Source organism: Janthinobacterium sp. NFX145 (assembly GCF_049810325.1).
Taxonomy (GTDB): Bacteria; Pseudomonadota; Gammaproteobacteria; order Burkholderiales; family Burkholderiaceae_D; genus Janthinobacterium; species Janthinobacterium rivuli.
Genome location: NZ_CP187360.1, coordinates 3,344,688 through 3,368,789, shown reverse-complemented (window position 1 = coordinate 3,368,789; position 24,102 = coordinate 3,344,688). Strand labels below are relative to the sequence as shown.

The window sequence follows — 24,102 nt, the reverse complement described above, 5'->3', positions numbered from 1 at the left end:
AGCTCAATTCGGAGGCAAGATGTCAACCGCCACAGCAGCGCCAGGGCAGCGGCAAAAACAATGGGACACGCGGCGCACCGAGAAGCGCCGCCGCCTGGAAGCCGTGCGCCAGTACGCGAGCGGCCCCGTGCTGCAACAGGGCGACATGGTCGCCGTGCTGGAAGCCCTGCTTGCGCCGGGCGACCGCGTCGTCCTCGAAGGCAATAACCAGAAGCAGGCCGATTTCCTCGCCCGCATGTTGACCCAGGTCAACCCCGACAAGATCCACCATCTGCACCTGATCATGCCCAGCGTCAGCCTGCCCGAGCACCTGGACCTGTTCGAGCGGGGCATCGCCCGCAAGCTCGATTTCTCGTTTGCCGGCACGCAAAGCCTGCGCATCGCCCAGTTCCTGCAGGATGGCTTGCTCGAGGTGGGCGCCATCCACACCTACATCGAACTGTATGCGCGCCTGTTCGTCGACCTCACGCCCAACGTCGTCATGGTGGCCGGCTACATGGCCGACCGCCAGGGCAATCTGTATACGGGCCCCAGCACCGAGGACACGCCGACTTTGGTGGAATCGGCGGCCTTCCGCGACGGCATCGTCATCGCCCAGGTCAACCAGATCGTCGACGACGTCAGCGATTTACCCAGGGTCGACGTGCCTGGCTCGTGGATCGATTTCGTCGTGCAGTCCGATAAACCGTTCTTCATCGAACCGCTGTTTACCCGCGACCCGCGCGTGATCAAGCCCGTGCACGTGCTGATGGCCATGATGGCGATTCGCGGCGTGTACGAAAAACACCAGGTGCAGTCGCTGAATCACGGCATCGGCTTCAATACGGCCGCCATCGAGCTGATTTTGCCCACGTATGGAGAGCAGTTGGGCTTGAAAGGCAAGATTTGCCGCAACTGGGTGCTCAACCCCCATCCGACCCTGATCCCCGCCATTGAGACGGGCTGGGTCGAGAGCGTGCACTGCTTCGGCGCGGAACTGGGCATGGAAGGTTATGCGGCGGCCCGGCCCGACGTGTTCTTCACGGGCCGCGACGGTTCGATGCGCTCGAACCGCGCCCTGTGCCAGCTGGCGGGCCAGTACGCGGTCGACCTGTTCATCGGCGCCACCTTGCAGATGGATGGCCTGGGCAATTCGTCGACGGTGACGAATGGCCGCCTGGCCGGCTTCGGCGGCGCGCCCAACATGGGCCACGATCCGCATGGCCGGCGCCACCCGACACCGGCCTGGCTGGACCTGATCGAGACGGACGACCCGCTCGCGCGCGGCAAGAAGCTGGTGGTGCAGATGGTCGAAACGTTCCAGGATGGCGGCCAGCCGACGATCGTCGAATCGCTCGACGCCGTCGCAGTGGGCCAGGCCAGCGGCATGCCGCTGGCGCCCGTGATGATCTACGGTGACGATGTCACCCACGTGCTGACGGAAGAGGGCATCGCCTACCTGTACAAGGCCCGTTCGCTCGACGAGCGCAAGGCCATGCTGGCGGCGGTCGCCGGCGTCACGCCCATCGGCCTGCGCCACGACCCGAAGACGACGGCCAAGTTGCGCGCCGACGGCCTGATCGCGCTGCCCGAGGATATCGGTGTGCAGCGCGGCGCGGCGAACCGCTCGCTGCTGGCGGCGAAAAGCATCGCCGACCTGGTCGAATGGTCGGACGGCCTGTATCAACCCCCCGCCAAATTCAGGAGCTGGTAATGATTGCAATGAGCACAATGATGATAAGGCCAGTGCAGAGACGTTCTGCCGCGCTGGGACGGCAAGTGCGGCAGGCGCTGCTCGATGAAGTGACCTTGACGCCGAAACCGGGCCTGGTCGATTTGCGCAGCCGTGGCGCACACACGGACTTGAACTGGGCCCTGATGTGCCATTCGGCCTGCGTGCTGGAGCCCGTGTTTGCCGCCATGGCCGACGCTGGCGCGCAGAGTGAAGACGACGACCAGCTGCGCCAGCGCATCGGCGCCATCGGCCGCGATGGCGAGGCGCTGATGCTGGCGGCGACGGGCGGCGTGAACACGCACCGGGGCGCCATCTGGGCGCTGGGTCTCCTGGTGACGGCGGCGGCGCAGCAGGGCGCGCGCGGCGCATCGCTGGCGCCAACAGCCGTGGCGGCGCGGGCCGGTGCGCTGGCCCGTTTGCACGACCGCGGCGCGCCTGGCGCCACCGGCAACAAGGGCGAGCTGGCGTGCCGCCAGTACCAGGTCGATGGTGCGCGCGGCCAGGCCCGGGCAGGCTTTCCCCTGGTGACGGGCGCCGGATTGCCGGCCTTGCACGCCTCGCGGGCGCGCGGCGATAACGAAACGACGGCGCGCCTGAACGCCTTGCTGGCGATAGTGAGCCAGCTCGATGACACCTGCGTGCTGTCGCGCGGCGGCGAGGCGGCTTTGCTGGCATTGCAGGCAGGGGCGGCGCGGGTGCTGGCGGCCGGCGGCGCGGCCACGGCCGACGGTTCACAAGCGCTGCTGGCGCTGGAAGCGGTGGCGCTGGCGCGCGGCGTGTCGCCTGGCGGCGCGGCCGATCTGTTGGCGGCGACCCTGTTCCTCGACCGATTGACACAGGGAGAAGCGCATGGAAACGCGTGACTATACATTCCCGGCCGGGCAGCCGGCGTCTAGCCGCGCCCTGGCCGGCGTCGTCGGCTCGGGCGATCTGGAAGTGCTGCTGCAGCCAGGCGACGATGGCGTGACCCGCATCGTCGTCAACACCTCCGTCGATGGCAAGGGCGCCGTGTGGGATGCGCTCCTGCAGCGCGTATTCGGCGGCGAGCCGCTGCCGGCGGCGCGCATCGTCATCAACGATTGCGGCGCCACGCCGGGCGTGGTGCGCATGCGCATCGAGCAAGCCTACGAAGAATTGCAAGCGGGGAGGACGGCATGAGCACCTTGAAGGAATTGCTGGAGCGCGACAGCTTCATCGAACGCGGGGCGCGCAGCCGGGCCAGGGCCTTGCTGGACGCTGGCAGCATGCGCGAACTGCTCGATCCGTTCTGCGGCATCGCCTCGCCCTGGCTGCCGCAACAAGGCGTGACGGCCCAGGCGGATGACGGCGTGGTGGTGGCCAAGGGCCTGTTCGACGGCCAGCCGGCCGTGGTGCTGGCCATCGAAGGCGCCTACCAGGGCGGCAGCATGGGCGAAGTGGGCGGCGCGAAAATCGCCGGCGCGCTGGAACTGGCGGCGCGCGACAACCGCAACGGCATACCGACACGCGCCGTGATCCTGTTCGAGACGGGCGGCGTGCGCCTGCAGGAAGCCAACCTGGGCCTCGCTGCCATCGCCGACATCCATGCGGCGATTGTCGATCTGCGCCGCTACCAGCCCGTGATCGGGATCACGGCCGGCACCGTCGGCTGCTACGGCGGCATGTCGATCGCGGCAGGTCTGTGCAGTTACTTGATCGTCACGCGCGAGGCGCGCCTGGGGCTCAATGGTCCCGCCGTGATCGAGCAGGAAGCGGGCGTGGACGAATTCGACTCGCGCAACAAACCGTTCATCTGGAGCCTCACGGGCGGCGAGCAGCGTTTCCACAGCGGCCTGGCCGACGCCTATGTCGAGGACGATACGGCGCAGATGCGCGCCACAGTGGCCGCATTGTTCGCACGCGGCGTGCCGGCACAGCACCGCAGCAGTCAGGCAGATGATTTTCTCGCCCGCCTGGCGCAAGTGGACGCCGGGCCGCAAGCCACGCCGCAAGCCGTGCGCAGCATCTACAGCAAAGGAACCGCAGCATGAACGCCATCACCGAAACGAGCCGGGGCGCCGTCTGGCTGGCGGCACTCACGAATAACGCTGCGCCGCTGGACGGTTATCCGCCTTCCGTGCGCGTGGTCGACGCGCCGCTGGCCGTAGAAACTGCGCGCTACCTCGCCGTGCTGCCCGACCCGGACAACCGTTTTTCGCGCGCCCGCACCGGTGAAATCGGCCTGGTCGAGGCGTGGCAGCTGGCGCGCGCCGTGCGGCAGGTGGTGCTTGAAGACCGCGAGTTGGCCGTGAAGCGGCCCATCGTCGCCGTCATCGACGTGGCCAGCCAGGCGTATGGCCGGCGCGAGGAAGCGTACGGCATCCACCAGGCGCTGGCCGGCGCGGCGGGGGCGTATGCCGAGGCGCGCCTGGCCGGCCATCCCGTGATTGGCCTGATCGTCGGCAAGGCCATGTCGGGCGCCTTCCTCGCGCACGGCTACCAGGCCAACCGCCTGATCGCGCTCGACGATCCGCACGTGATGGTGCATGCGATGGGCAAGGCCTCGGCCGCCCGCATCACCCTGCGCACTGTGGCAGCACTGGAAGCGCTGGCCGCAAGCATCGCGCCGATGGCCTACGACATTGGCAACTACGCCACCCTGGGCTTGCTGTGGCAAACCTTGCAAGTGGCGCAGCCGGACGATCCGTCCCAGCTTGATCTGGCACAGGTGCAGGGCAGCCTGCAGGCGGCGCTGGCCGACATCCGCGCCGATCCGCAGCGCGACCTGTCCAGCCGCCTGGGCGCGCTGCACCGCCAGGCGTCGGCAAAAGTCAGGGAGGTGCTGGGGCAGCAGTGGTAAGTGAAACAACAGAGAAGACTTCAAGTCATTCCTATTCCTATAACGGAGACAAATCATGATCATTTACGGAACCGCACTGCTGGCCCTGTGCCATTTGCTCGGCATCTTCCTGGGCGACCTGCTCGGGCAGCTGATGGGCGTCAAGACCAACGTGGGCGGCGTGGGCATCGCCATGCTGCTATTGATCTGCGCCCGGCTCTACATGCAGCGCCGCGCAGGGCTGCCGCAGATGACGGAGCGGGGCGTCGAATACTGGGGCGCCATGTATATTCCCGTGGTGGTGGCGATGGCGGCGCAGCAGGACGTGGTGGCGGCCTTGCGCGGCGGCCCGGTGGCCGTGCTGGCCGCCATCGGTTCCGTGCTCGTTTGCGGCGCCGTGATTTCTCTGATGAACAGGATGGAAAACCCCGCCGCCGAAGCCGACCCGATGTTGATCAAGGAGCACCGTCATGCTTGAACTCTTTGAAAAAGCCGCCATCCACAACGGCCTGGTGACGGCATTCGCCTTTGTCGGCCTGATCATGCTGCTGTCGGTGGCGCTGTCGAAGTATCTGACCCTGGGCCGCGTGCACGGTTCGGCGATTGCCATCGTGATCGGCCTGGGCCTCGCTTACTGGGGCGGCGTGCATAGCGGCGGCCACAAGGGACTGGCCGATTTGTCGCTGTTCGGCGGCATCGGCCTGATGGGCGGCGCCATGCTGCGCGATTTTGCCATCGTCGCCACGGCCTTCGAAGTGCAGGCGACTGAGGCGCGCAAGGCGGGCCTGATCGGTGTCGTGGCGCTGATGCTGGGCGTGGTGCTGCCATTTCTCGTCGGCGCCGGCGTCGCGTACGCGTTTGGCTATTCGGACGCCGTCAGCATGACCACCATCGGGGCCGGCGCCGTCACGTACATCGTCGGCCCCGTCACGGGTGCGGCCATCGGCGCCAGTTCCGACGTCATGGCCCTGAGCATCGCGGCGGGCCTCATCAAGGCCATCCTGGTGATGGTCGGCACGCCGGCCGCAGCGCGTTTCCTGCGCCTGAAAACGCCGCGTTCGGCCATGGTCTTCGGCGGCCTGGCCGGCACTGTCAGCGGCGTCTCGGCGGGCCTTGCCGCCACCGACCGCAAATTGGTGCCGTATGGCGCGCTGGTGGCCACGTTTCATACGGGCCTGGGCTGCTTGCTGGGTCCATCGTTGCTGTTCTTTGCCGTCAAGGCGGTGGTGGCCTGATGGACGCCTGGCGCGCGCATGATTTGCTGTGGCTGGACGGCTTGCCGGACGACGCATCCTTGCCCGCCTGGGCCGACGTCGCCTGGCTGCAGACCGCACCGGTGGTGCTGCGGCGCGCCAGCTGCTCGCCCGGGCGCATCCCCGTGGGCTTGCGCGGCATGCTGCGCAGCGAGCGGCATGCGTGCGAAGTGGATGCCGCCGCCGTCGTGCGCCGCGTGACACCGGAAATGCTGGCGCATGCGCCAGTGGCGGATTTTTCCTGCGCCGCGCTGGACGCGTTGCGGCAAGTCGCGCCGCTGCTCGACGCCACAGGCTGGGCCTGGGGTCCAACGGGCGGCGTGGGATTTGCGCTGGCCAGCAGCTTGCCCGTGCTGCGCGCCGACAGCGACCTCGATCTCTTGCTGCGCATCGCCGCGCCGCCGGACGCCGACCAGGCCGAGGCCCTGCGCGCCATCGCGGCGACCGTCACGGCATGCCGGCTGGATCTGCAGATCGACACGGGCATGGGCGGCTTTGCGTATGCCGAGTGGGCGGCGGGGCGGGCCAAGGTCTTGCTGAAAACGGATCGTGGTCCCGTGCTGACGGCCACGCCATGGGAGCTGACATGAGCGTCTTGTTTACATTTCCCGGCCAGGGCGCCCAGACTCCGGGCATGCTGCATGCGCTGCCCGGCGATGCGGCCGTGGCGGCGGTTCTGGCCGAAGCGGCGGACGTGCTGGGTCACGATCCCTTGGCGTTGGACACGGCTGCCGCGCTGGCGTCGACGCGGGCCGTGCAACTGTGTTTGCTGATCGCGGGCGTGGCCATGGCGCGCTCCTTGGGGGCGCGCGGCGCGCTGCCGGCCATGGTGGCCGGCTTTTCCATCGGAGAGTATGCGGCGGCCGTCGTCGCCGGCGCGCTCGATTTCACCGATGCCGTGCGCCTGGTGGCGCGGCGCGGCGAGTTGATGGAGCAGGCGTATCCCGCCGGTTACGGCATGGCGGCCATCATCGGGCTTGATCTTGCGCAGCTGGAACCCTTGCTGGCGCAAGTGCATGGCGCGGCCACGCCCGTGTATGTCGCCAACCTGAACGCGCCGCGCCAGATCGCCATTGCCGGCAGCGAAGCCGCCTTGCACGCTGTGATGGCGCTGGCCCTGGCGCATGGCGCCAGCAAGACCAGGCGCCTGGCCGTCAGCGTGCCGTCGCATTGCCCGTTGATGGCGGCTGCCGCGGGCGACATGGCTGCCGCCTTCGATGGTGTGGTCGTGCGCCGGCCATCGCTCGTCTACCTGAGCAGCAGCGCGGCGCGCGCGCTGTTCGACCCGGCCCGCATCCGCGACAGCCTGACCGCCAACATGGCGCAGCGCGTGCAGTGGAGCGCTACCGTGCGCCTGGCGTGGGAGCGGGGCGCACGGCTGGCAGTGGAAATGCCGCCCGGCAGCGTCCTGACGCGGCTGACGGCGCCCGACTTCACGGACGGCGTGGCCATCTGCTGCGATGGCAACCGGGGCGACAGCCTGCTGGCGCTGGTGGGCAGGGAGCGCGGTGGTACCGTGCTTTAAAGCTTGGCGCTCAACCCAATCTGGAAACCCCTGCCCGGCAAGGGCGCGATGTATTTCAGTGGAGAATTGTGCGGCCGGGCATCGTCATCGAGCAGGTTGGTGCCGCTGATGAACACTTCGATGCCTGCGAACGGCGAATTCGGCACCTGCAGTGCGCGGCTCACCTGGAAGTTCACCATGGTGTAGCCGTCGAGTGGCACTTCCTCGCTGACGCTTTTGCCCAGATACTTCTGCTTGTCGTACCAGGTGCTGGACAGCCGGGTCTTCCAGCCCTTGTTTTCCCACAGCACGTTGGCGCCATAGCGGTTGGTGGGCATGTTGGGCAGATAGGCGCCGTCGTTGTGCGCGCGCAGCTTGTCGGGATTGTCCGCCTTGCTCTTGACCAGGTCGGCAAATGCGGAGAGGTTCAGCTTGCCGTAGCTGCCGAGCTGGATGACCTGGGAGGCATCGATCTCGAATCCCCTGACCGTCGTATCGGTCTGCTTCCAATATTTCAAGGGCAAGCGATTGGCCATCTGCGCTCCCGAATGGCCAAGGTAGAGATAGTTTTCGTACTTCATGACGTAGCCCGTTGCGGACAGCTGGAAGCCGCGATTGGCGAATAAGCCCGTAAGCTCGGTATTCCGCGCGCGCTCGGCCTTCAGGTCCTGGTTGCCTTCTTCCTGCGTCATGATCGAATAGTGACGGTTGCTCGCATACAACTCATTGACGTCGGGTGCTCTTTCCGAGGCGGCATAGCGCAGCTTTGCACCGAACAGCTGGCCCAGCTTGGCCGAGGCCCCCAGGCTATAGCTGTTCAGGCTGAACGACTTGTCCTCGAGTTTGGAATTGCTGGCATTCCTCGACGTCTTGAAGCCGCTCTTGCGGATCTCGTGATCGACTTTTTCATGGCGAAAACCGGCATCGAAGGTGGCCCAGTCGAAGTCCAGCCTTTCCTTCAGGAACAGTGCGCGGCTGGCCGTGCTCGCATCGGGCAGGTACAGTTGAGGTCCGCTACCGGCGATTTCCCGGGATTGATGGCTCAAGCCAAGCAAGCCGCTCAATGGGCCCGCGCGCCGGTGCGCCAGCAGCAGTTCGGCCTGATTGGTGTCGAACTGGTAATCGTTCGCCTTGGCCGCACCGAGACGTTCTCCCGACGTATTGTTCAGGCGGGATACGCGCAGCTGCGCGCTTTCCATATACGCGACGGGGTCGAGCAGCTTCGCTTCCAGCGCATATTTATCCTGGCTGATCACGACGCCGACGGGCAGTCCCTCGTCATAGTTCGCGCCGAACGACTTGTTTTCCATGGAAAAGCCCGGCACGCCATACTCGCTATTCTTGGTGTCGAGGCTGACGGCCACGTAGCCGCGATCGAAAAAGTAGGTGCTGCCGACGGCAAAGTGGGAATTGCTGGCATGGCTGTTGCCCAGGGTGCCGTGGTAGTCGGGAGTCACGTCCTTGTTGATCTTGTTCTGCACTGTCTTGGGCGTACCGGGCACGTAAGCGGGGTTGGCCGGATTGACGTAGGTCTTGCGCTGCCAGACGGAGGTCGGCTGATTCGTATAGAAGGAAAAATCACCATCGGCCCAGTCCGGATTTTCCTTCATGAACTGGTCGATAAACGGTTGCGACGCCTTGTTGTAGACTTGCTGGACCCTCGCTTCTTTCTGGCAACTGTCGGCCAGAAAGGTATTCACGCCGCCGCTCGAAGGGAATAGCTGGCTGTTGCACACGCCGGCCTTGCTGTTGCCCGGAATATCGTAGTGTCCGATCTTCTGGAAGGACATCTGCAGGTTGGTCGAGAAGCGCTTCCCATCGTTGAAGTTCATGCGCAAGCCCTGGGCGTCGGCATCGTTGAAGCCCTTGCGCAAGACGAATTCCAGGTCTTTCTCCTTGCTCTCCATCTTCCTGGAAATGAGGCCGGAATCGACATCGACGCTGCCGCCAATCGCATTGCCGCCAAAACGCACGCTATCGGACGATTTGTTGACGGTCACGCTGCGCGCAAACAGGGGATCGAACGGGATGTTGATGTCGCCGCTGAGCGCATTCATGCCGAGGATGGACTGGCCATCTTCGAGTATCTGCACGCGGCTGCCGCTCAGGCTGCGTATCACCGGTGCGCCCGCATTCGGCCCGAAGGCGCTGCTTTGTACGCCAGAGACATGCTCGAGCATGTTGCCCAAGGTCCTGTTCTGGGCTTGCGTATTCTCGACCAGAACGACGCTGTCGATGCTTGCAGGCTTGTCTGCCCGGACCTTGATGGTCTGCAAGGTGACGTCGTCGGCCGCGTAAGCGAGCGGGGCAGTGGACAGCATGGCGGCTGCGAATACGTGATGGCGCATAAGACTCTCTAAAAAGACGGAATGGGTGCTGGCGCTGGACGCAGGCGCAGCGCGAAGGTATAGATGCAATTGAGTTGCAATAATATCTTGCGCCTAACGCTATTGCAAGTAAACTGCATTTGATAGGAGGAAAGCGCAGCGCGGACAGCCGGCATGAGCCGGCTACCGTCTAGCAAAGTGCGGAGGTGGGGTGGCCGCTATTATTAGTTGCGCGGTGCGCGTGTGCGGCGAAGGCTGAATGCGTCCGCCTGCGCCGTGATGGGGGGGCTGCTTCAGGTAAGCTTCAATGGCTTCTCGTCTGCAGCCGGCGCGCGCGCCGTTTGCGTTCCCAGATGACGATGCCCGTCACCGACAGCATGGCCACCATCACGCCCATGAAGGACATCATGATGCGGCCTGGCAGGCCGAGGATGCGGCCCGAGTGCAGGGGGAATTGCAGTTGCACGAAGACGTCGGCCGCCGTGCCTTCCCATGGCTTGTGCTGGCCGATGATGCTGCCGTCCATGCCGTCGACGTACAGGTTCGACAGGCCCATGCCGGCCGCGCCGAATTCGTCGGCCGGGTCGAAGAAGGAGACGTTGTAGAACGAGTAATTGCCGCCATAATAAATGCCGCCGATGGGCGCCGTGATGCCACGCTGCACGGCCTGCTTTTTGGCGATGTCCACCGCTTGCTCGAAACCGATCACGGGCGTGATGTAGGTGCCGTACGGTGCCGGCGTTTGCGTTTCGTACGGTCCCGGCGTGGTGGTGGAGACGAGCGACATGACGGGATAAAACACTTCGCGGTACAGGTTCAGCGAGAACGAGGTAAACGCGACAACAATAATGACGGCCCACACCCACAGGCCGCCCGCGCGGTGCAGATCGAAATTGAGCTTGTAGCCGCCGGCCGCCCAGCGCACCACCCACGACGGTTTCCACCGCTGCCACCAGCTGGCGGCGTCGCGGTGGCGCGGCGTTTCGTCTTGCGCGCGCGGGCGCAAACGGCGCGGCGTGGTCAGGTAAAACGCCACCATGCTGTCGAGCAGCCAGATTAGGGCAACCGTCCCCATCAGCCAGTAACCCCAGCGGTCCGTACCCCAGAAGGCGGGCACGTGCAGGCTGTAGTGCAAGTGGCGCAAGAACGGCATCAGGCTGCGGCGCGACAGGGAAATGGCCGTCGAATCGCGCGTGCCCGTGATCTGCGCCGTGACGGGGTCGATGTAGACGGTGTTGTAGTCGAGCACGAACGGCTTGTTCGTGGCCGGGTCGGTCAATGGCCGCACCATGAAGGCGCCCGCATGGCCTTCTTCCAGGCCCAGGGTCATGTAATTGACTTCCACGCGCGTGTCGGCGGCGGCGACTTTTTGCGCCAGCACGAACGGCGGCTGCAGGGGACCGCGGCCCGGCGTGTCCATGATGTCGGCGTTGAGCCACTCGTCCAGTTCGTGGTCCCACGACGTGACGGCGCCCGTGAGGCCAGCAACGATGAGGAAGAGGGCGATGGTGAGACCGGCCCAGCGGTGTATGACAGTCCAGAAAGCGCGCATGCGGTACAAACCTTCAACATGAAACCGGCTTGTTGCCGCCAGCAGGCGCCACCGGGGCGCACAGGGCCAGGCACAAGCCTGGCATTTTGATAATGGGAATCGTTCTCATTATCCGCCGTGATGTGGCGTTTGTCCAGCGCCAATGGTGTTGCCCAATGTTAAATAGCGCATGCTAAGATGCTAGCAAGAAGTTAATATACATTCCACATGGAAATATTCAAGGCTGAAGCGGTATGCGCATAGAAGACCGGAACAATGTCCGCATTCGCGAATGCAGCGCCGTGCCGCCAAGGCACGCGGCAGCCACCATGGTGTTCATGCATGGCTTTGGCTGCGATCAAACCATGTGGCGCTACCTGGAGCCGCTGTTTCGCCCCCACTACCGCACCGTGCTGTTCGACCTGGTCGGCAGCGGCGCTTCGGACCTGGACGCCTATGATTTCGAAAGCTACGCGCGGCTCGACGCGCATGGCGCCGATTTGCGCCGGGTCATCCATGCCGTTGGCGGCGGCCCCGTGATTTGCGTGGGCCATTCCGTCAGCGCCATGAGCGCCTTGCTGGCGACCATTGCCGAGCCGGAGCTGTTTGCCGCGCAAGTCATGCTGGCGCCGTCGCCGTGCTATGTCGACGATGCGGCGGCCGGCTACCGTGGCGGCTTCAGCCGTGCCGATATCGACGACTTGCTCGATGCCATGGACAGCAATTACCTGGGCTGGTCCGCCGGCATGGCGCCTGCCATCATGGGCGCGCCCGGCCAGCCGGCGCTGGGGCAAGACCTGGTGAGCAGCTTTTGCCGCACGGATCCCGTCATCGCCCGGCATTTCGCGCAAGCCACTTTTTTGTCCGACCACCGCGCCGTCTTGCCGCACAACAGCACGCCGGCCCTGATCGTGCAATGCAGTGACGACTTCATCGCGCCGCCGTTTGTGGGCGACTACCTGCGCGAGATGCTGCCGCACAGCCGCCTGCACGTAGTCGACAATGTCGGCCATTGCCCGCACATGAGCGCGCCCGATGCCAGCTACCGCGCCGTCCGCCACTTTCTCGACGGCCTGCACCTGTAATGCGCGACACGATGCCTTCCTTGCCTGATACCACTACCTTGTTCCAGCACGCGGCTTGCGGCTTGCTGCTGTGCACGGCCGACGGTACCATCGTGCAGGCGAACGCCACGTTTTGCGGCTGGCTCGGCTATGGCGCCGAAGAATTGATCGGGAAAAAGAAGTTGCAGGACTTGCTGACCATCGGCGGGCGCGTGTTTCACCAGACGCACTGGCTGCCGTTGATGCAGGTGCAGGGCAGCGTATCGGAAATATTGCTCGACATGCGCCAGCGCCAAGGGCAATCCATCCCCATGCTGTTCAACGCCGTGCGCCGCGTGCATGACGGCGTTCGCTATGACGAGATCGCCGCCTTTGTCGCCAGCGACCGGCGCAAGTACGAACAGCAGCTGCAACTGGCGCGCAAGGAGGCGGGCGAACTCAACGAGCAGCTGGCGGCCGCCGACCGGCGCAAGGACGAATTCCTGGCCACCCTGGCGCACGAACTGCGCAATCCGCTGGCGCCCATGCGCAATGTGCTGGAAGTGTTGCGCCTGGCGCAGCTGGATGACCCGCAGCTGTGCTGGGCGCGCGACGTGCTGGGCCGGCAGGTGGGCCACATGACGCACCTGGTCGACGATTTGATGGAAGTGTCGCGCATCACGCAAGGCCGTCTGGAACTGCGCCGCGCCAGCGTGGAACTGGCGCCCGTAGTGGAGGCCGCCCTGCACAGCGTGGCGGAGCTGGCGGCGCAATCGGGCCACAAGGTGCTCGTGGAGCAATGGCCGCAAGCTGTCTGGCTCGACGCCGACGCCACGCGCCTGGGGCAGATGATCGGCAACCTGCTGACCAACGCCGTCAAGTACACGCCCGCCAACGGCATCATCGGGCTGGACGTGGCATGCACGGAAAACGACGTACACATTACCGTGCGCGATTCGGGCATCGGCATCGCGCCCGAGCATCTGGACAAGGTATTTGACCTGTTTTCGCAGCTGGAGCCGGCCCTGTCGCGGGCCCAGGGCGGGCTGGGCATCGGCCTGTCGCTGGTGCGCGGCCTAGCCGAATTGCATGGCGGCAGCATCAGCGCGCACAGCGACGGCGTCGGGCAGGGCAGCACCTTTACATTGCGTCTGCCGCTGCCGGCCGTGCCTTTGCTGGCGCCGCCCGAATCCAACCGCCGCTTGCTGGCCGGCACGCGCGAGGGCAAGGTGCTGGTCATCGACGACAGCGCCGACGCGGCCGAAAGCCTGGCGCTGGCGCTCGACATCCTCGGCTATGACGTGCGCACGGCCTACGATGGTCCGGCCGGCATGGCGGCGGCGCAAGTTTTCATGCCGCAAGTGATCCTGCTCGATATCGGCTTGCCGCACATGAATGGCTACGACGTGGCGCGGCTGTTGCGTAGTGAACCCTGCGGCAAGGACGCCATCCTCGTGGCCGTCACGGGCTGGGGCCAGGACAAGGATCGCCAGATGGCATCCGATGCGGGCTTCGATTTGCACCTGACCAAGCCCGTGGATTTTTACGAGCTCGATGCAGTGCTGCAAAAGATGCTGCAAACGAGCTGAGTTGCCGCAGGGCCGTCCGGTCCGCATGCGGCAGCCATTGCCTGCGCCTGTTCGCCTCCCCATCATCTATTTCCGTTGGAATACCTCACTTGTTTGCGGTAAATCAAACACGGAATACCAATACTCAATTCATAAAAAATTTCATTTAAAAATTAAATGTTATTAATGGATAGATTCTGATTATTATTAAAAATAATTTGACTTGAAAAAATAATTAAAATATCCTCTCATCGTGGTTGCGATAATGCGGGTCAAAAAATATTATTGATCATCAAGCGCACGATATTATTGATAGATTTGGTGATTTATTGATATATTCTGTGTATTTTAATTGATACATTTCGCGTATTTTTATGCGCCAGTGATGAATTCCGATTGCGTGCGAAGCGCTGCCGGTAATTTGACTGGATCTTCGTTATTTCATCGCACAAAGGATAGTTGTAATGTTTAATTCCATTCCAAATAGGGGTAAATCCATGGCAACAATTAACGTACTGGTGGCGGTCAATGTCGGTCAGGCAGTGGCGCAAAAAAATCTGAGCAAGTATGTCTTCATGGTCGACACGACGGGCTACTCGGGCAACGGCAACGAAGGCGGCAATGAACTGGTGACCACCTGCCAGAACGGCGACACCATCGTCTGGAACGTCGAATCGCTGGACCCGGCCGAGCAGGTTTCCATTCACAGCTTCGGTGGCACCGCCATCAGCAATGGCATGATTAATCCGGCGCCTTATCCGCAATACAGCAACACCGTATGGGGCGGCCGCGTGAATGCCAAAGGCAGCAATGTGCAATATACGATGACCTTGTTGCTGGCGGGTAATACGCTGCTGACCTTCGATCCGTTCATCGTGGCGTCGAATCCGCAATAAGCGATGTGATGGCCATGTTCGCACCTTGCGCGCATGGCCATTTTGTTTTGATGTTTCTTTAAAAGAATATTTTCCTGATTCCCTGGATTGTTAATTGATTCATTGGTTTCCTTGCTCTGATTAAATGCTCCGCTGCGCGGCAGTATAATTAATTGTTTCCTCTCTCGCTTATCGAAACGAGTCCCCGGTCTTTTCAATCGTTATTCCCTGCGCGTGTTTTTTTCTGCCCGTCGTATAATGTGGCCGCGGCAACCATCCTTCTTGGTGCCGGACACCGTTTATGGCAACGACGCGCTTGCGAAGAATAAATAATGGAACAATTGACGGAACTTGAGCTGGAATGCTTCCGGCTGCGCCATGGCGATGGCCGGGCGGACCGCTGCGTGGACTGGGCCGTGGAGCGCTTGCGCCTGGATCAGGAGGGCGACGACCTGAATATCGTGCTGCTGGCCAGCGCCCGGGGCGTTGACGAGGTGCTACCCTTGACCGAGGCCATCATCGGACGCTACCGCGGCGACACGCGCCTGGAGGAACAATTCCTCGCTGGCAAATACATCGTCGAACTGCGCGCCGCCTATCTGGCAGGCCGGGAAAGCGTGCAGTCGCTCGACGCCAAACTGACACGCCTGTATCTTGCGCTCGATTATCCCGACTGGCTGGTCATGCTGAGCCGCAATTGCGAATACGCGCTCGACGTGCCCGATTTTCAGCAGCCGTTTGAGCTGGAATTCGACTACATCGCAAGCTTGTGGGCAGAAGCGGGCGATGTCGGCGCCTTTGAACGGCTGTATGACCGCGAGAGGTCGGACCGGCAGGGCGTGCCTTGCTGAACGAAGCTTGAGCTCATCAATATTCAGCCCTACTGATACATGCCTGATGCATGACTTGATTACATGAAGAAAATCGATATTTTTGTCTGTTCCGACGCCGGGATGCGCGCCTGTGCCAGCTGGGAAGATGCCTTCGATGCGTTTCCCGTCACCGGCATCACCTTGCCAGGGGAACTCGATTTTGCATCGCTGGGTCAATTGCTGACCCAGTCGGCAGAGCCGGTGCTGCGGCCCCTGCGGATCGAGGGGCGCGACATTCACGTATTCAATGATGCGATTGCGCAAGCGATAGGCCGGATGGCGGATGACGACTTGCTGGCGCTTGCCGTGGCATGGTCCAGAACGGCGCCATGGGCGGATCTGGATGCCCAGCCATGCGACCTGGCCGGATTGTTGATGGAATTGAAATCAAACTGGCATCGGTCCGCCACGCCGGACAAGGCGCTGTTTGCGTGGGTGGACGCTTAAGGCCGCAGGGCGCTGACGCGCCAGGGGCCGCCTGCTTATGCCATCAAGCCGGCTGCGCGCCGCCCACATTGCGGCTGCGGTTTTCCACCAGCACGGAAATGCCGAGCACGACGATGCCGCCGCAGGCCAGCATGGCGCCGACCCAGCCCGTCGAACGCAAGCCCATGCCCATGGCGATGGCGATGCCGCCGGCCCAGGCGCCCAGCGCGTTGGCGATGTTGAAGGCGGAATGGTTGAGGGCGGCGGCCACGGTTTGCGCGTCGCCGGCCACGTCCATCAAGCGCGTCTGTACGGCGGGAGCAACGGCGATGCCGGCGCCGATGGCGAACAGATTGATGGCCGTCAGCCAGACATTGCTGCTGGTGTAGGTAAATGCGGCCAGGGCGGCCACGTTCCACAGCAGCACGCCAAAGATCGTCCACAGGCGCGAGCGGTCGGCCAGCCAGCCGCCGATCAGATTACCCACCGTCATGCCGACGCCAATAATGGCCAGCAAGATGGAAATGACCAGGGGCGACACTTTCGTGATTTCCAGCAAGGTTGGCGTGATGAACGTGTAGACGGCGAACATGCCGCCGAAGCCGATCGCCACCATCAGCAGGGTCAGCCACACTTGCAGGCGGCGGAACACGCCCAGTTCGCGGCGCGGGCTGGAATCGCCGGCAGCGACCATCGGCACGAAGATGCGCACCATCAGCATGGTCAGCAAGCCCAGCGCGGCGACCAGCAAAAAGGCCGAGCGCCAGCCGAGGGTCTGGCCGATATACGTGGCCAGCGGCACGCCAAAGATATTCGCCACGGTCAAGCCCATCAGGACACGGGCGACAGCCTGGCCCCGCTTGTCCGGTTCGGCCAGCGCGGCCGCCACCAGCGCCGCCACGCCGAAATAGGCGCCATGCGGGATGCCAGCCACGAAACGCGCCACGACCAGCAAGCCATAATTAGGGGCGATAGCGCTGAGCAAGTTGCCGCCAGCGAACATCAGCATCAGACAGATCAGCATCAGCCGGCGCGGCATGCGGGCCAGGAAGATCGTGATCAGGGGCGCGCCGACGACCACGCCCAGCGCATAGGCGCTGATCATGTGGCTCATCTGCGGCAAGGTCGTGCCCAGGTCGTCGGCCACCACGGGCAGGATGCTCATGGAGGCGAATTCGCCCGTGCCGATGGCGAGGCCGCCGATGGCCAGGGCCAGGTCGGCATAGCCGGCGCCAAAAGGCGCGGTGACGCGCGGAATCAGGGGATCTACGGAGGCGTGCATGTTCTTGTTGGTTGGGTAAAGAATGACAGGGTGGAGTGGTGCGTTGTGGCCCGGCCGGAAGTGGCAATGCGCCACCAGAGTCGACGGCTGGCCGGTATTTTCGGGCGATAGGAACTGCCCAAGGACAACATTGTAAAAGATTCGGGCAAGCTCTGCTGGGCGATGGCTAAAATCTGCTGCACCGCACACAACCGCACTTGCGCTTGTTGTTAACGATAACACGGAATCTGCGCGATTCCGCCACAGGGCAGACGAAGAAAAGCTGGCTGTGGCGGAAATGGTCTTCGCAGCGCTTTACTTCGCTAATGATTGCTGCAACGCTTCCAGTCCCGCCACATAAATGCCGTGGAACAGCTCCGTCACATCCTGTTCGCTGACCCCGACAGGCGTAAAGCGGCCGGACCAGGTGACCCGCGCGCCAGCGCTATCCGCCAGCGGCTCGACTTGCAGGGTCGACAGGTAGTCGCTGGCAGGAAACGGCGCCTGCAGAATGGAATAGCTGTAACTGCGCGCCGCGTTGTCGTACGCTTCCAGCTGCTCGACGATGACGTCGCCGGCCGGGGTGGCCAGGTGGCGGATGCGGCCCCCGTCGCTGAGCGTGCTGCTGGGAATATACGGCAGCCAGTCGGGCAGCGAATTGAAGCCGCCGATCAGTTGCCACACTTGCGCCGGCGTGGCGGCGATGTCGATGGAAGTCGTGGTATGTGCCATGATGGTATTCCTTTATATATTAGTTGGTGCCAGTTGGCAGCGGCGCGAATGCCGACACCAGTTGTTCGGCGCGCATGTCTTGCCAGAAGGCGGCGGGGATGACGCTGTTCAATGCTTGCTGGTCTTCGGCCAGGCGTTCTGGACGGCTGGCGCCGGGGATCACGGCAGCCACGGCCGGATTGGCCAGCGAGAATTGCAGGGCGGCCGCCTTCACGCTGACGCCGTGGCGCGCGGCAATCGCCTTGATGCGTTCCACCTTGGCAATGATCTCGGGCGACGCCTTCTGGTATTCGAAATGCGCGCCACCGGCCAGGATGCCCGAGCTGTAGGGGCCGCCCACGACGATGTCGACGTTTTGTCTTGCCGCGGCTGGCATCAATCGCTGCAGCGCACGCTCATGGTCGAGCAGGGTGTAGCGGCCGGCCAGCAGGAAGGCGTCCGGCTGGGCTTCGGCCAGGTCCAGGGTCAGTTCCAGCGGTTCCACCTTGTTGACGCCCACGCCCCATGCCTTGATCACGCCTTCTTCGCGCAAGCGGGTCAGTACGCGGAAGGCGCCCGTGCGGGCGATCTCGAACTGCGCCAGCCAGTTGTCGCCGTGGAAATCCTGGGCGATGTCGTGTACCCAGACGATGTCGAGGCGGTCCGTATCCAGGCGTTTGAGGCTGTCTTCGATTGAGCGCAGGGTGGCGTCGGCCGAATAGTCATCGACGATTCTGTTCTTGCGGCCAAATTCGAACAAGCCGCCTTTTTCGCCCAGTTCGCGGGCGGCCGGGTCTTCCAGTTCATCAAGGATGAGGCGGCCGACCTTGGTGCTGAGCACGTAATCGTCGCGGCGGCGCTGCTTCAGGGCGGCGCCCAGGCGCAGCTCGGCCAGGCCGGCGCCGTAGAACGGAGCCGTATCGAAGTAGCGGATGCCCGATTCCCAGGCCGCGTCGACCGTTGCCCGCGCTTCCTCTTCGGGAATGTTGCGGAACATATTGCCCAGCGGCGCCGTGCCGAAACCCAGTTTGCCTGTCAGTAAGTGTTTGATACTCATGATGTTTTCCTTCAATGTGTGGATCAGTGAAGACAGAATAGCTGGACAAGTTAAGCCTGTCCAAGACATAATTGGCGCAACTTGAGTCCTGAAAGGTCTGATATGCTGGACATCCGCCAATTGCAATACTTCATCGCCGTCGCCGAGGAAGAACACGTGGGGCGCGCCGCCGAGCGCCTGCACATTTCCCAATCACCGCTGAGCCGGCAAATCGCCCAGCTCGAAGACAGGCTGGGCCTGACCCTGTTCGAGCGCAGCGCGCAGCGCATCCGCCTGACGCGCGATGGCCATACTTTCCTGGCCGAAGCGCGCGCTTTTATTACGCACGGGAATCGTCTGGAAGCATTGGCGAAACGCCTGGGGCGCGGCGACGAAGGTGGCTTGTGCATCGGCTATATCGAAAACGCCATGCATGCGGGGGTGTTGCCGGACGGCTTGCGCGCCTTGCGCGCCACGCGCCCGCAAGTGCACATCGCCCTGTATAACCTGCATTCGGCCGAGCAGATCGAAGGCTTGCGCCAGCGCAGCCTCGATATCGCACTGCTGTGCGAACCGCCGCTGCCGAACGATCCGGACCTCGATTGCGCGCAAGTGCTGAGCGACCCCATGCTGCTGGCCTTGCCGGAAACGCACGCGCTGGCGGCCAAGGCCGAGCTGACCCCGGAGGATCTGGCAGGCGAGGAGTGGATTGCCGTGCTGCACAAAGAAAGCGTGCTGAAACACGATAACTTCATCGCCGCCTGCGCGCGCGCCGGTTTTACGCCCGATATCCGGCTGGAGGCAACGGAACCGCTGACGGCGTTGGGCCTGGTGGCGGCCGGGCTGGGCATGGCCATGATCCAGCACAGCCTGCGCCAGCACGCGCCGGCCGGCGTCGTCGTGAGAGAACTGCCGTGGTTCAGCTATCGCACGCCCTTGTGGCTGGCCTGGCACAAGGTCAACCTGCGTCCGCTGGTGGGGATTTTCCGCGAGACACTGCTGGAACAGGCCAGCGGTGTGGCCATGGCGGCGTGAAAAGACGTATAAATAAGGCAATCATTCGTCAGGAGGATTGCCATGTTCGATCTGGATGTGCCGGTGTGGGAACTGGTGGCGCGCGCCGTTGTCGTCTACCTTGCCTTGCTGTTGATGGTGCGCATGACGGGCAAGCGGACGGTGGGACAATTCACGCCCTTCGACTTGCTGGTCGTCATGCTGCTGAGCGAAGCCGTCTCGAATTCGCTGTCGGGCGGCGACGATTCGATTCCCGGCGGCCTGGTGCTGGCCTTGACATTGATCTGTCTCAACATGCTGATCGCCTGGCTGAGTTCGCGCAGCCGCAAGTTCGCCGACCTGGTCGATGGCAAGCCCGTGCTGCTGGGACGCGATGGCCAGATTTTTGACGATGTCGTCAAGAAATGCAGGGTGGCTGGCGGCGATGTGGAGCAGGCGCTGCGCGAGGCGGATTGTTCCTTGCAGGACATGAAATGCGCCTTCCTGGAGGCCGATGGCAAGATCACCATCCTGCAAAAGTAAGCGCCCGGATCACATTTTCTTGCTGCGCTTTAAATGCAGGGGCAGCCACCACCACATGCAAATGATGAGCGACCCCATCAGCACGCCGGCGATGATGCCGGCGATGTGGCCAAACACTTCCGACATCACCAGGTTGGTGCCCAGGATAAACGCCAGCGCCAGGGTAAAGGCGCCGCACATCATGATGCGGTCGGCCACTCTTTTAAAACGTTCGCGGTCTTGCAGGGGGCGCATCACGCGGTGCTGGATGGCGGGCGCGCTGAGCAGCACCAGGCTGGTCATGGACAGAAAAAAAGTCAGCAGGAAGACGACTTTTTCCGCCTGCACGATCTTCGCGAAGCCGCCGTTGAAGGGCAGGATGATGAGGAAGGCCGTCAGCATCTGCGCGCCCGGCAAGAGGATGCGCAATTCGCTGAGCAGGTCGGACAAGTCGCCTTCGTCGCCTGGCTGGCCGTTTTCATCCTGATCTTGCGCTTGCGGCATGGGGCTATCCTCGTGGTGGTGATGGCACCAGTCTACGCACAAGCGACCAGGCCGACTGTGGGCGGGCGCACCTTCAGAACCATTGCGTGTAGCGTTGGCGCAAGCGCCACAGCGGCGTCGAGACGATGGCCGTGGCGCTGTGCGAGGCGTCGTGGCCGCAATGGCCGCAACTGTGGCGCCGGTGCGGCGCCAGCGCGAAGCTGCCCAGGTCCAGGTGCGGGTGGCCGCAGCGGGCGCAGTCGCTGCAAGCGAGCGGCGCGCCGGCCTGCAAGGCGGCGGCGAAGGCCAGCGCGGCGGGCGGCGTGATATTCAAATGCACTATGTCGGGAGGAAACAGGCCAGGCAGGGCGCGGCAGTCGATGGCCAGCGCGGCCAAGTCGCGCGCCAGCAGGGTGCCGCCGTCATCGGCCCGGGCGCGCAGTTGCAGCAAGCCATCCGTGCCCAGGCGCAAGGTGGTGGCGTGAAATTGCATGGGGTCGAACAGTTCCGGATACAGCACATAGCCCATGGGACTGGCGTGTTGGCGGCAACGCATGGGCTGCGTTGCTTGCCGGTCGGCAAGGTCGGCTTGCGTGCCCCAGTAGCACTGGTGCGTACGGCACCAGTGGCGCGCCACGCCGTTGCGAAATTTTCCAGCAGGCAGCAGATCGCACAGAACGATGGCGTCCAGGCCCGCACCGGCGCGAAAGTGGCCCGTGATGTGGGACGTGGTGACGGCAAGGTTGCCCGTGCTCGCTTGCAGGGGCCAGCAGATGCCGGGCAGGGTCAGCGGCGTGAGCAATGGGACCTCCGCGCAGCTATCGGCTTGCGAGCCGATAGTGGATCGACATGAAAAAGCCCGCCGTCTCGGGCGGGCTGTGCTGACGGGAATGCCAAAGGCATGGCCCGGCTTATTCTTCCGTATCGGCCAGGGTGACGATGGCGCGCGCCCACTTCGAGTATTTCAGGTTCGCCAGGTCGCGCACGGTCTTGATATTGAAGGCTTGCTTGAGCAGCTCCGCATCCTTCTCGCTCACGCCTTGCAGCGCATCGACGGGGGCATCAGCGATTTCCTTGAACGTCTTTTTTTCGTAAGCCTTGTCTACCGCTTTATTGATGTTCATGTGTTGATACTCCTCAGTAAGTGGGGAAATTAATTCTACACGTTTTTGCAAAGTGTCAATTTACGCTTGCAAGTTGTGCCGAACTAAATATGATGGAGGTGGATGCCTCGGCAGCGAGGCCGTCCGTGCGTTCGCTTCGAGATTGCAATTATGGCATTTTATTATTCATAGTATAATGATTTCCATGGCGGAGAAAGGTCTGCGCCATGCCGGACGCCGCAGTCACGCGGCACGAATCGATAGCGTTCAGGAGAATATGATGAGTTTGCTAGACCAACTTGCAGGACAGGCGATGAGCGCTTTGGGTAATAAAAGTGCTGACGGGGAAGCCCCATCGGGATTGATGGCCAGTGTGATGGACCTGGTCAACCAGCATGGCGGCTTGCCCGGTCTGCTGCAGAAATTCCAGGAAAGCGGCCTGGGCGACCAGGTGGCCAGCTGGATCGGCACCGGCGCCAATGCGCCCGTGTCCGGCGACCAGATCAAGGATGCGCTCGGTAGCGACACGATCACCCAAATCGCTGAAAAAGCGGGCGTCGCGCCGGACGCCGCCTCGGGCGGCCTGGCAGCCTTGCTGCCCCAGTTGATCGACAAGCTGACCCCCGACGGTCAGGTACCGGAAGGCAATGACCTCGTCAGCCAGGGTTTGAATATGCTCAAGGGCAAGATCTTCGGTTGATTCCCTGGCCTTGAAATGAAAAACCTCGCAGCGATGCGAGGTTTTTTGTTGCGCGGGATTTTGTATTTTGTATGAGAGGAAGGAACGTCTGAAAAACGCCTAGGGCTAGGCGCCGCCCCGAAGACAGTACGAATAGTACGGCGAGGGGCAGGCAACAACGCCATGGGCGTTTTCTCAGGCGTTCTAAGCGGCGGCCATCATGCCGAAATATGGCTGCTCGACAGTCAGCCTGGCCGTACTGCCTTCCACCAGATACGAGCAATAGCGGCGCCGTTCGGCGCTGCCGCCGCGCCGCTCCATCAGTTCGCCCAGCATGGCGACGGCGTCAGTGGCCATCTTTTGCACGGGCTGGCGCAGGGTGGTGATGTCGTAGCTGAGCCAGCCCGACGCATCCAGCGCGTCGAAACCGGCCACCGACATTTGCAGCGGCACCTGGATGCCCATTTGGTGGCGTGCCGTGTCCAGGCAGCCGATGGCCATGATGTCGTTGCCGCAAATGACGGCGTCCGGCACGCGGCCCAGGCGGTCGATGACCTTGCGCAAGCCCCGTCCGCCGCTGGCGTAATCGTAGTTGCCGCTGACGACGATGGGGGCGGGCAAGCCCAGGCTCAGCAAACGGTCCAGCATGCCGGCCTTGCGTTCCTGCGCGACGGCCGAGTCGCCGGGGCCGTCGATGATGGCGAACTGGCGGTGGCCCGCCTCGGCCAGACGCGAGACGAGCAGGCGCGCCGCTTCGGCCTGGTCGCACAGCACGGCGTGCACGGCGTGCTCGCGCGGACTGCGGTTGAACAGCACCAGCGGCACGTCGCGCCGGCCGAATTCGGCCATTTGCTCGTCCGACAGGCAGGCGGCCACGACGGCGCCATCGACCTGGTATTGCCACACATCGCACAAGACCTTGCCGATATCGGCTTCGCGCTCCAGGGTAAACAGTAACAGGCGCTTGCCCTGGCGGGCGATTTGCTGGCTCAGGTCGGACAGCACTTGCGGATAGTACAGATTGGCCAGGTTGGAAATGATGACGGCCACCAGGTTCGAGCGGCGCGTGATCAGGCTGCGCGCGGCCGCGTTGGGGATGTAGTCGAGGCTGATGGCCGCCTGCATGACCTTGGCATGGGTGGCTTGTGAGATGCTGGCCCCCGGCTTGAAGCAGCGCGACACGGCCGATTGCGATACGCCTGCCAGCAGGGCCACGTCATACGAGGTCACGCGCCGTCCCGCGCCGGGTATGGCGCGGCTGGTGGTGCTGGGTGTCCGGGCTACAGTATTCTTTTTTCGCATATTGGTCTGGCAAGCAACCTGTCTCAAAATATTCCTGCAGGCCCGGCCGCTTGTGGCGGCCTGGGCGGGCAGAATGAGCATAGCGCAAAAGATTGCCGCATG

The 24,102-nt window shown here is 63.3% G+C and carries 26 protein-coding genes; 17 read left to right on the top strand and 9 right to left on the bottom strand.

Translation table 11 applies throughout. The features are described from left to right. The first annotated feature begins 19 nt into the window (after nucleotides 1-19). From mdcA to mdcH, 9 genes are read left to right on the top strand one after another with little or no spacing between them, the layout of a single operon-like run. A complete protein-coding gene (mdcA, locus tag ACPJXG_RS15110; RefSeq protein WP_035818452.1) occupies nucleotides 20-1,693 on the top strand; it encodes a malonate decarboxylase subunit alpha in 1,674 nt (557 codons plus the stop codon). Beyond that, nucleotides 1,693-2,577, top strand: coding sequence for a triphosphoribosyl-dephospho-CoA synthase (locus tag ACPJXG_RS15105; RefSeq protein WP_425251543.1), 885 nt, complete (start codon nucleotides 1,693-1,695; stop codon nucleotides 2,575-2,577). Before mdcA ends, ACPJXG_RS15105 begins: the two co-directional genes overlap by 1 nt. Further along, nucleotides 2,564-2,872, top strand: coding sequence for a malonate decarboxylase subunit delta (locus tag ACPJXG_RS15100; RefSeq protein WP_176390669.1), 309 nt, complete (start codon nucleotides 2,564-2,566; stop codon nucleotides 2,870-2,872). The genes ACPJXG_RS15105 and ACPJXG_RS15100 overlap by 14 nt, the downstream gene beginning before the upstream one ends. Then, nucleotides 2,869-3,723 (top strand): biotin-independent malonate decarboxylase subunit beta, encoded by an 855-nt coding sequence (locus ACPJXG_RS15095; RefSeq protein WP_425251542.1) that lies wholly within the window; start codon nucleotides 2,869-2,871, stop codon nucleotides 3,721-3,723. The genes ACPJXG_RS15100 and ACPJXG_RS15095 overlap by 4 nt, the downstream gene beginning before the upstream one ends. Then, on the top strand, nucleotides 3,720-4,532 hold the full coding sequence (gene mdcE, locus ACPJXG_RS15090; protein ID WP_425251541.1) for a biotin-independent malonate decarboxylase subunit gamma: 813 nt from the start codon (nucleotides 3,720-3,722) through the stop codon (nucleotides 4,530-4,532). Before ACPJXG_RS15095 ends, mdcE begins: the two co-directional genes overlap by 4 nt. Before the next feature lie 55 nt (nucleotides 4,533-4,587). Further along, nucleotides 4,588-4,989, top strand: coding sequence for a malonate transporter subunit MadL (gene madL, locus ACPJXG_RS15085; RefSeq protein ID WP_425251540.1), 402 nt, complete (start codon nucleotides 4,588-4,590; stop codon nucleotides 4,987-4,989). After that, nucleotides 4,982-5,746 carry a malonate transporter subunit MadM gene (gene madM, locus ACPJXG_RS15080; protein ID WP_035818466.1) on the top strand — a complete coding sequence of 255 codons (765 nt, stop codon included), beginning with the start codon at nucleotides 4,982-4,984 and terminating at the stop codon, nucleotides 5,744-5,746. The genes madL and madM overlap by 8 nt, the downstream gene beginning before the upstream one ends. Next, the gene (locus ACPJXG_RS15075; protein ID WP_425251539.1) at nucleotides 5,746-6,354 is read left to right on the top strand and encodes a malonate decarboxylase holo-ACP synthase; all 609 of its coding nucleotides are present in this window, start codon (nucleotides 5,746-5,748) and stop codon (nucleotides 6,352-6,354) included. Before madM ends, ACPJXG_RS15075 begins: the two co-directional genes overlap by 1 nt. Continuing rightward, nucleotides 6,351-7,289, top strand: coding sequence for a malonate decarboxylase subunit epsilon (gene mdcH / locus ACPJXG_RS15070; RefSeq protein ID WP_425251538.1), 939 nt, complete (start codon nucleotides 6,351-6,353; stop codon nucleotides 7,287-7,289). Before ACPJXG_RS15075 ends, mdcH begins: the two co-directional genes overlap by 4 nt. On the opposite strand, the gene ACPJXG_RS15065 is transcribed toward mdcH, so the two are convergent. Both ACPJXG_RS15065 and ACPJXG_RS15060 read right to left on the bottom strand, forming a co-directional pair. After that, nucleotides 7,286-9,589, bottom strand: coding sequence for a TonB-dependent receptor (locus tag ACPJXG_RS15065; protein WP_425251537.1), 2,304 nt, complete (start codon nucleotides 9,587-9,589; stop codon nucleotides 7,286-7,288). The two genes, mdcH and ACPJXG_RS15065, sit on opposite strands and share 4 nt — an antisense overlap. Before the next feature lie 310 nt (nucleotides 9,590-9,899). After that, nucleotides 9,900-11,147, bottom strand: coding sequence for a PepSY-associated TM helix domain-containing protein (locus ACPJXG_RS15060; RefSeq protein WP_425251536.1), 1,248 nt, complete (start codon nucleotides 11,145-11,147; stop codon nucleotides 9,900-9,902). A gap of 233 nt (nucleotides 11,148-11,380) precedes the next feature. Between ACPJXG_RS15060 and ACPJXG_RS15055 the strand changes: the two genes are divergently transcribed. The 5 genes from ACPJXG_RS15055 (at nucleotide 11,381) to ACPJXG_RS15035 (ending at nucleotide 15,931) form a co-directional block, all read left to right on the top strand. Beyond that, nucleotides 11,381-12,211, top strand: a complete 831-nt coding sequence (locus ACPJXG_RS15055) for an alpha/beta fold hydrolase (RefSeq protein WP_425251535.1) — start codon at nucleotides 11,381-11,383, stop codon at nucleotides 12,209-12,211. 11 nt (nucleotides 12,212-12,222) lie between these two features. Next, the gene (locus ACPJXG_RS15050) at nucleotides 12,223-13,758 is read left to right on the top strand and encodes an ATP-binding protein (protein WP_425251534.1); all 1,536 of its coding nucleotides are present in this window, start codon (nucleotides 12,223-12,225) and stop codon (nucleotides 13,756-13,758) included. 476 nt (nucleotides 13,759-14,234) lie between these two features. Beyond that, nucleotides 14,235-14,633, top strand: coding sequence for a hypothetical protein (locus tag ACPJXG_RS15045; protein ID WP_099403501.1), 399 nt, complete (start codon nucleotides 14,235-14,237; stop codon nucleotides 14,631-14,633). A gap of 311 nt (nucleotides 14,634-14,944) precedes the next feature. Then, a complete protein-coding gene (locus ACPJXG_RS15040; protein WP_425251533.1) occupies nucleotides 14,945-15,463 on the top strand; it encodes a hypothetical protein in 519 nt (172 codons plus the stop codon). Nucleotides 15,464-15,526: 63 nt separating this feature from the next. Next, complete coding sequence (locus ACPJXG_RS15035) at nucleotides 15,527-15,931, top strand: hypothetical protein (RefSeq protein WP_425251532.1); 405 nt, start codon at nucleotides 15,527-15,529, stop codon at nucleotides 15,929-15,931. A 43-nt stretch (nucleotides 15,932-15,974) separates the two neighbouring features. On the opposite strand, the gene ACPJXG_RS15030 is transcribed toward ACPJXG_RS15035, so the two are convergent. From ACPJXG_RS15030 to ACPJXG_RS15020, 3 genes are all read right to left on the bottom strand, one after another. Continuing rightward, the gene (locus ACPJXG_RS15030) at nucleotides 15,975-17,192 is read right to left on the bottom strand and encodes an MFS transporter (RefSeq protein WP_035818476.1); all 1,218 of its coding nucleotides are present in this window, start codon (nucleotides 17,190-17,192) and stop codon (nucleotides 15,975-15,977) included. A 294-nt stretch (nucleotides 17,193-17,486) separates the two neighbouring features. Continuing rightward, nucleotides 17,487-17,903 carry an SRPBCC family protein gene (locus ACPJXG_RS15025; RefSeq protein WP_425251531.1) on the bottom strand — a complete coding sequence of 139 codons (417 nt, stop codon included), beginning with the start codon at nucleotides 17,901-17,903 and terminating at the stop codon, nucleotides 17,487-17,489. A gap of 19 nt (nucleotides 17,904-17,922) precedes the next feature. Beyond that, a complete protein-coding gene (locus ACPJXG_RS15020) occupies nucleotides 17,923-18,939 on the bottom strand; it encodes an aldo/keto reductase (protein ID WP_425251530.1) in 1,017 nt (338 codons plus the stop codon). Nucleotides 18,940-19,041: 102 nt separating this feature from the next. Between ACPJXG_RS15020 and ACPJXG_RS15015 the strand changes: the two genes are divergently transcribed. Continuing rightward, nucleotides 19,042-19,953: a LysR family transcriptional regulator gene (locus ACPJXG_RS15015; protein WP_425251529.1), complete on the top strand. Its 912-nt coding sequence runs from the start codon at nucleotides 19,042-19,044 to the stop codon at nucleotides 19,951-19,953. A 42-nt stretch (nucleotides 19,954-19,995) separates the two neighbouring features. Continuing rightward, nucleotides 19,996-20,454: a DUF421 domain-containing protein gene (locus ACPJXG_RS15010; protein WP_425251528.1), complete on the top strand. Its 459-nt coding sequence runs from the start codon at nucleotides 19,996-19,998 to the stop codon at nucleotides 20,452-20,454. Nucleotides 20,455-20,463: 9 nt separating this feature from the next. Here ACPJXG_RS15010 and ACPJXG_RS15005 read toward each other — a convergent pair whose 3' ends face one another. The 3 genes from ACPJXG_RS15005 to ACPJXG_RS14995 form a co-directional block, all read right to left on the bottom strand. Beyond that, nucleotides 20,464-20,937, bottom strand: a complete 474-nt coding sequence (locus ACPJXG_RS15005; RefSeq protein ID WP_425251527.1) for a DUF6328 family protein — start codon at nucleotides 20,935-20,937, stop codon at nucleotides 20,464-20,466. A 73-nt stretch (nucleotides 20,938-21,010) separates the two neighbouring features. Further along, nucleotides 21,011-21,718 (bottom strand): hypothetical protein, encoded by a 708-nt coding sequence (locus ACPJXG_RS15000; protein WP_425251526.1) that lies wholly within the window; start codon nucleotides 21,716-21,718, stop codon nucleotides 21,011-21,013. A 109-nt stretch (nucleotides 21,719-21,827) separates the two neighbouring features. After that, complete coding sequence (locus ACPJXG_RS14995; protein ID WP_034751103.1) at nucleotides 21,828-22,040, bottom strand: hypothetical protein; 213 nt, start codon at nucleotides 22,038-22,040, stop codon at nucleotides 21,828-21,830. A 175-nt stretch (nucleotides 22,041-22,215) separates the two neighbouring features. Between ACPJXG_RS14995 and ACPJXG_RS14990 the strand changes: the two genes are divergently transcribed. Beyond that, complete coding sequence (locus tag ACPJXG_RS14990) at nucleotides 22,216-22,719, top strand: YidB family protein (RefSeq protein ID WP_425251525.1); 504 nt, start codon at nucleotides 22,216-22,218, stop codon at nucleotides 22,717-22,719. 183 nt (nucleotides 22,720-22,902) lie between these two features. Here the strand turns inward: ACPJXG_RS14990 and ACPJXG_RS14985 are convergent, their stop codons facing one another. Continuing rightward, nucleotides 22,903-24,000 (bottom strand): LacI family DNA-binding transcriptional regulator, encoded by a 1,098-nt coding sequence (locus ACPJXG_RS14985; protein ID WP_176390687.1) that lies wholly within the window; start codon nucleotides 23,998-24,000, stop codon nucleotides 22,903-22,905. Nucleotides 24,001-24,102: the final 102 nt, after the last annotated feature.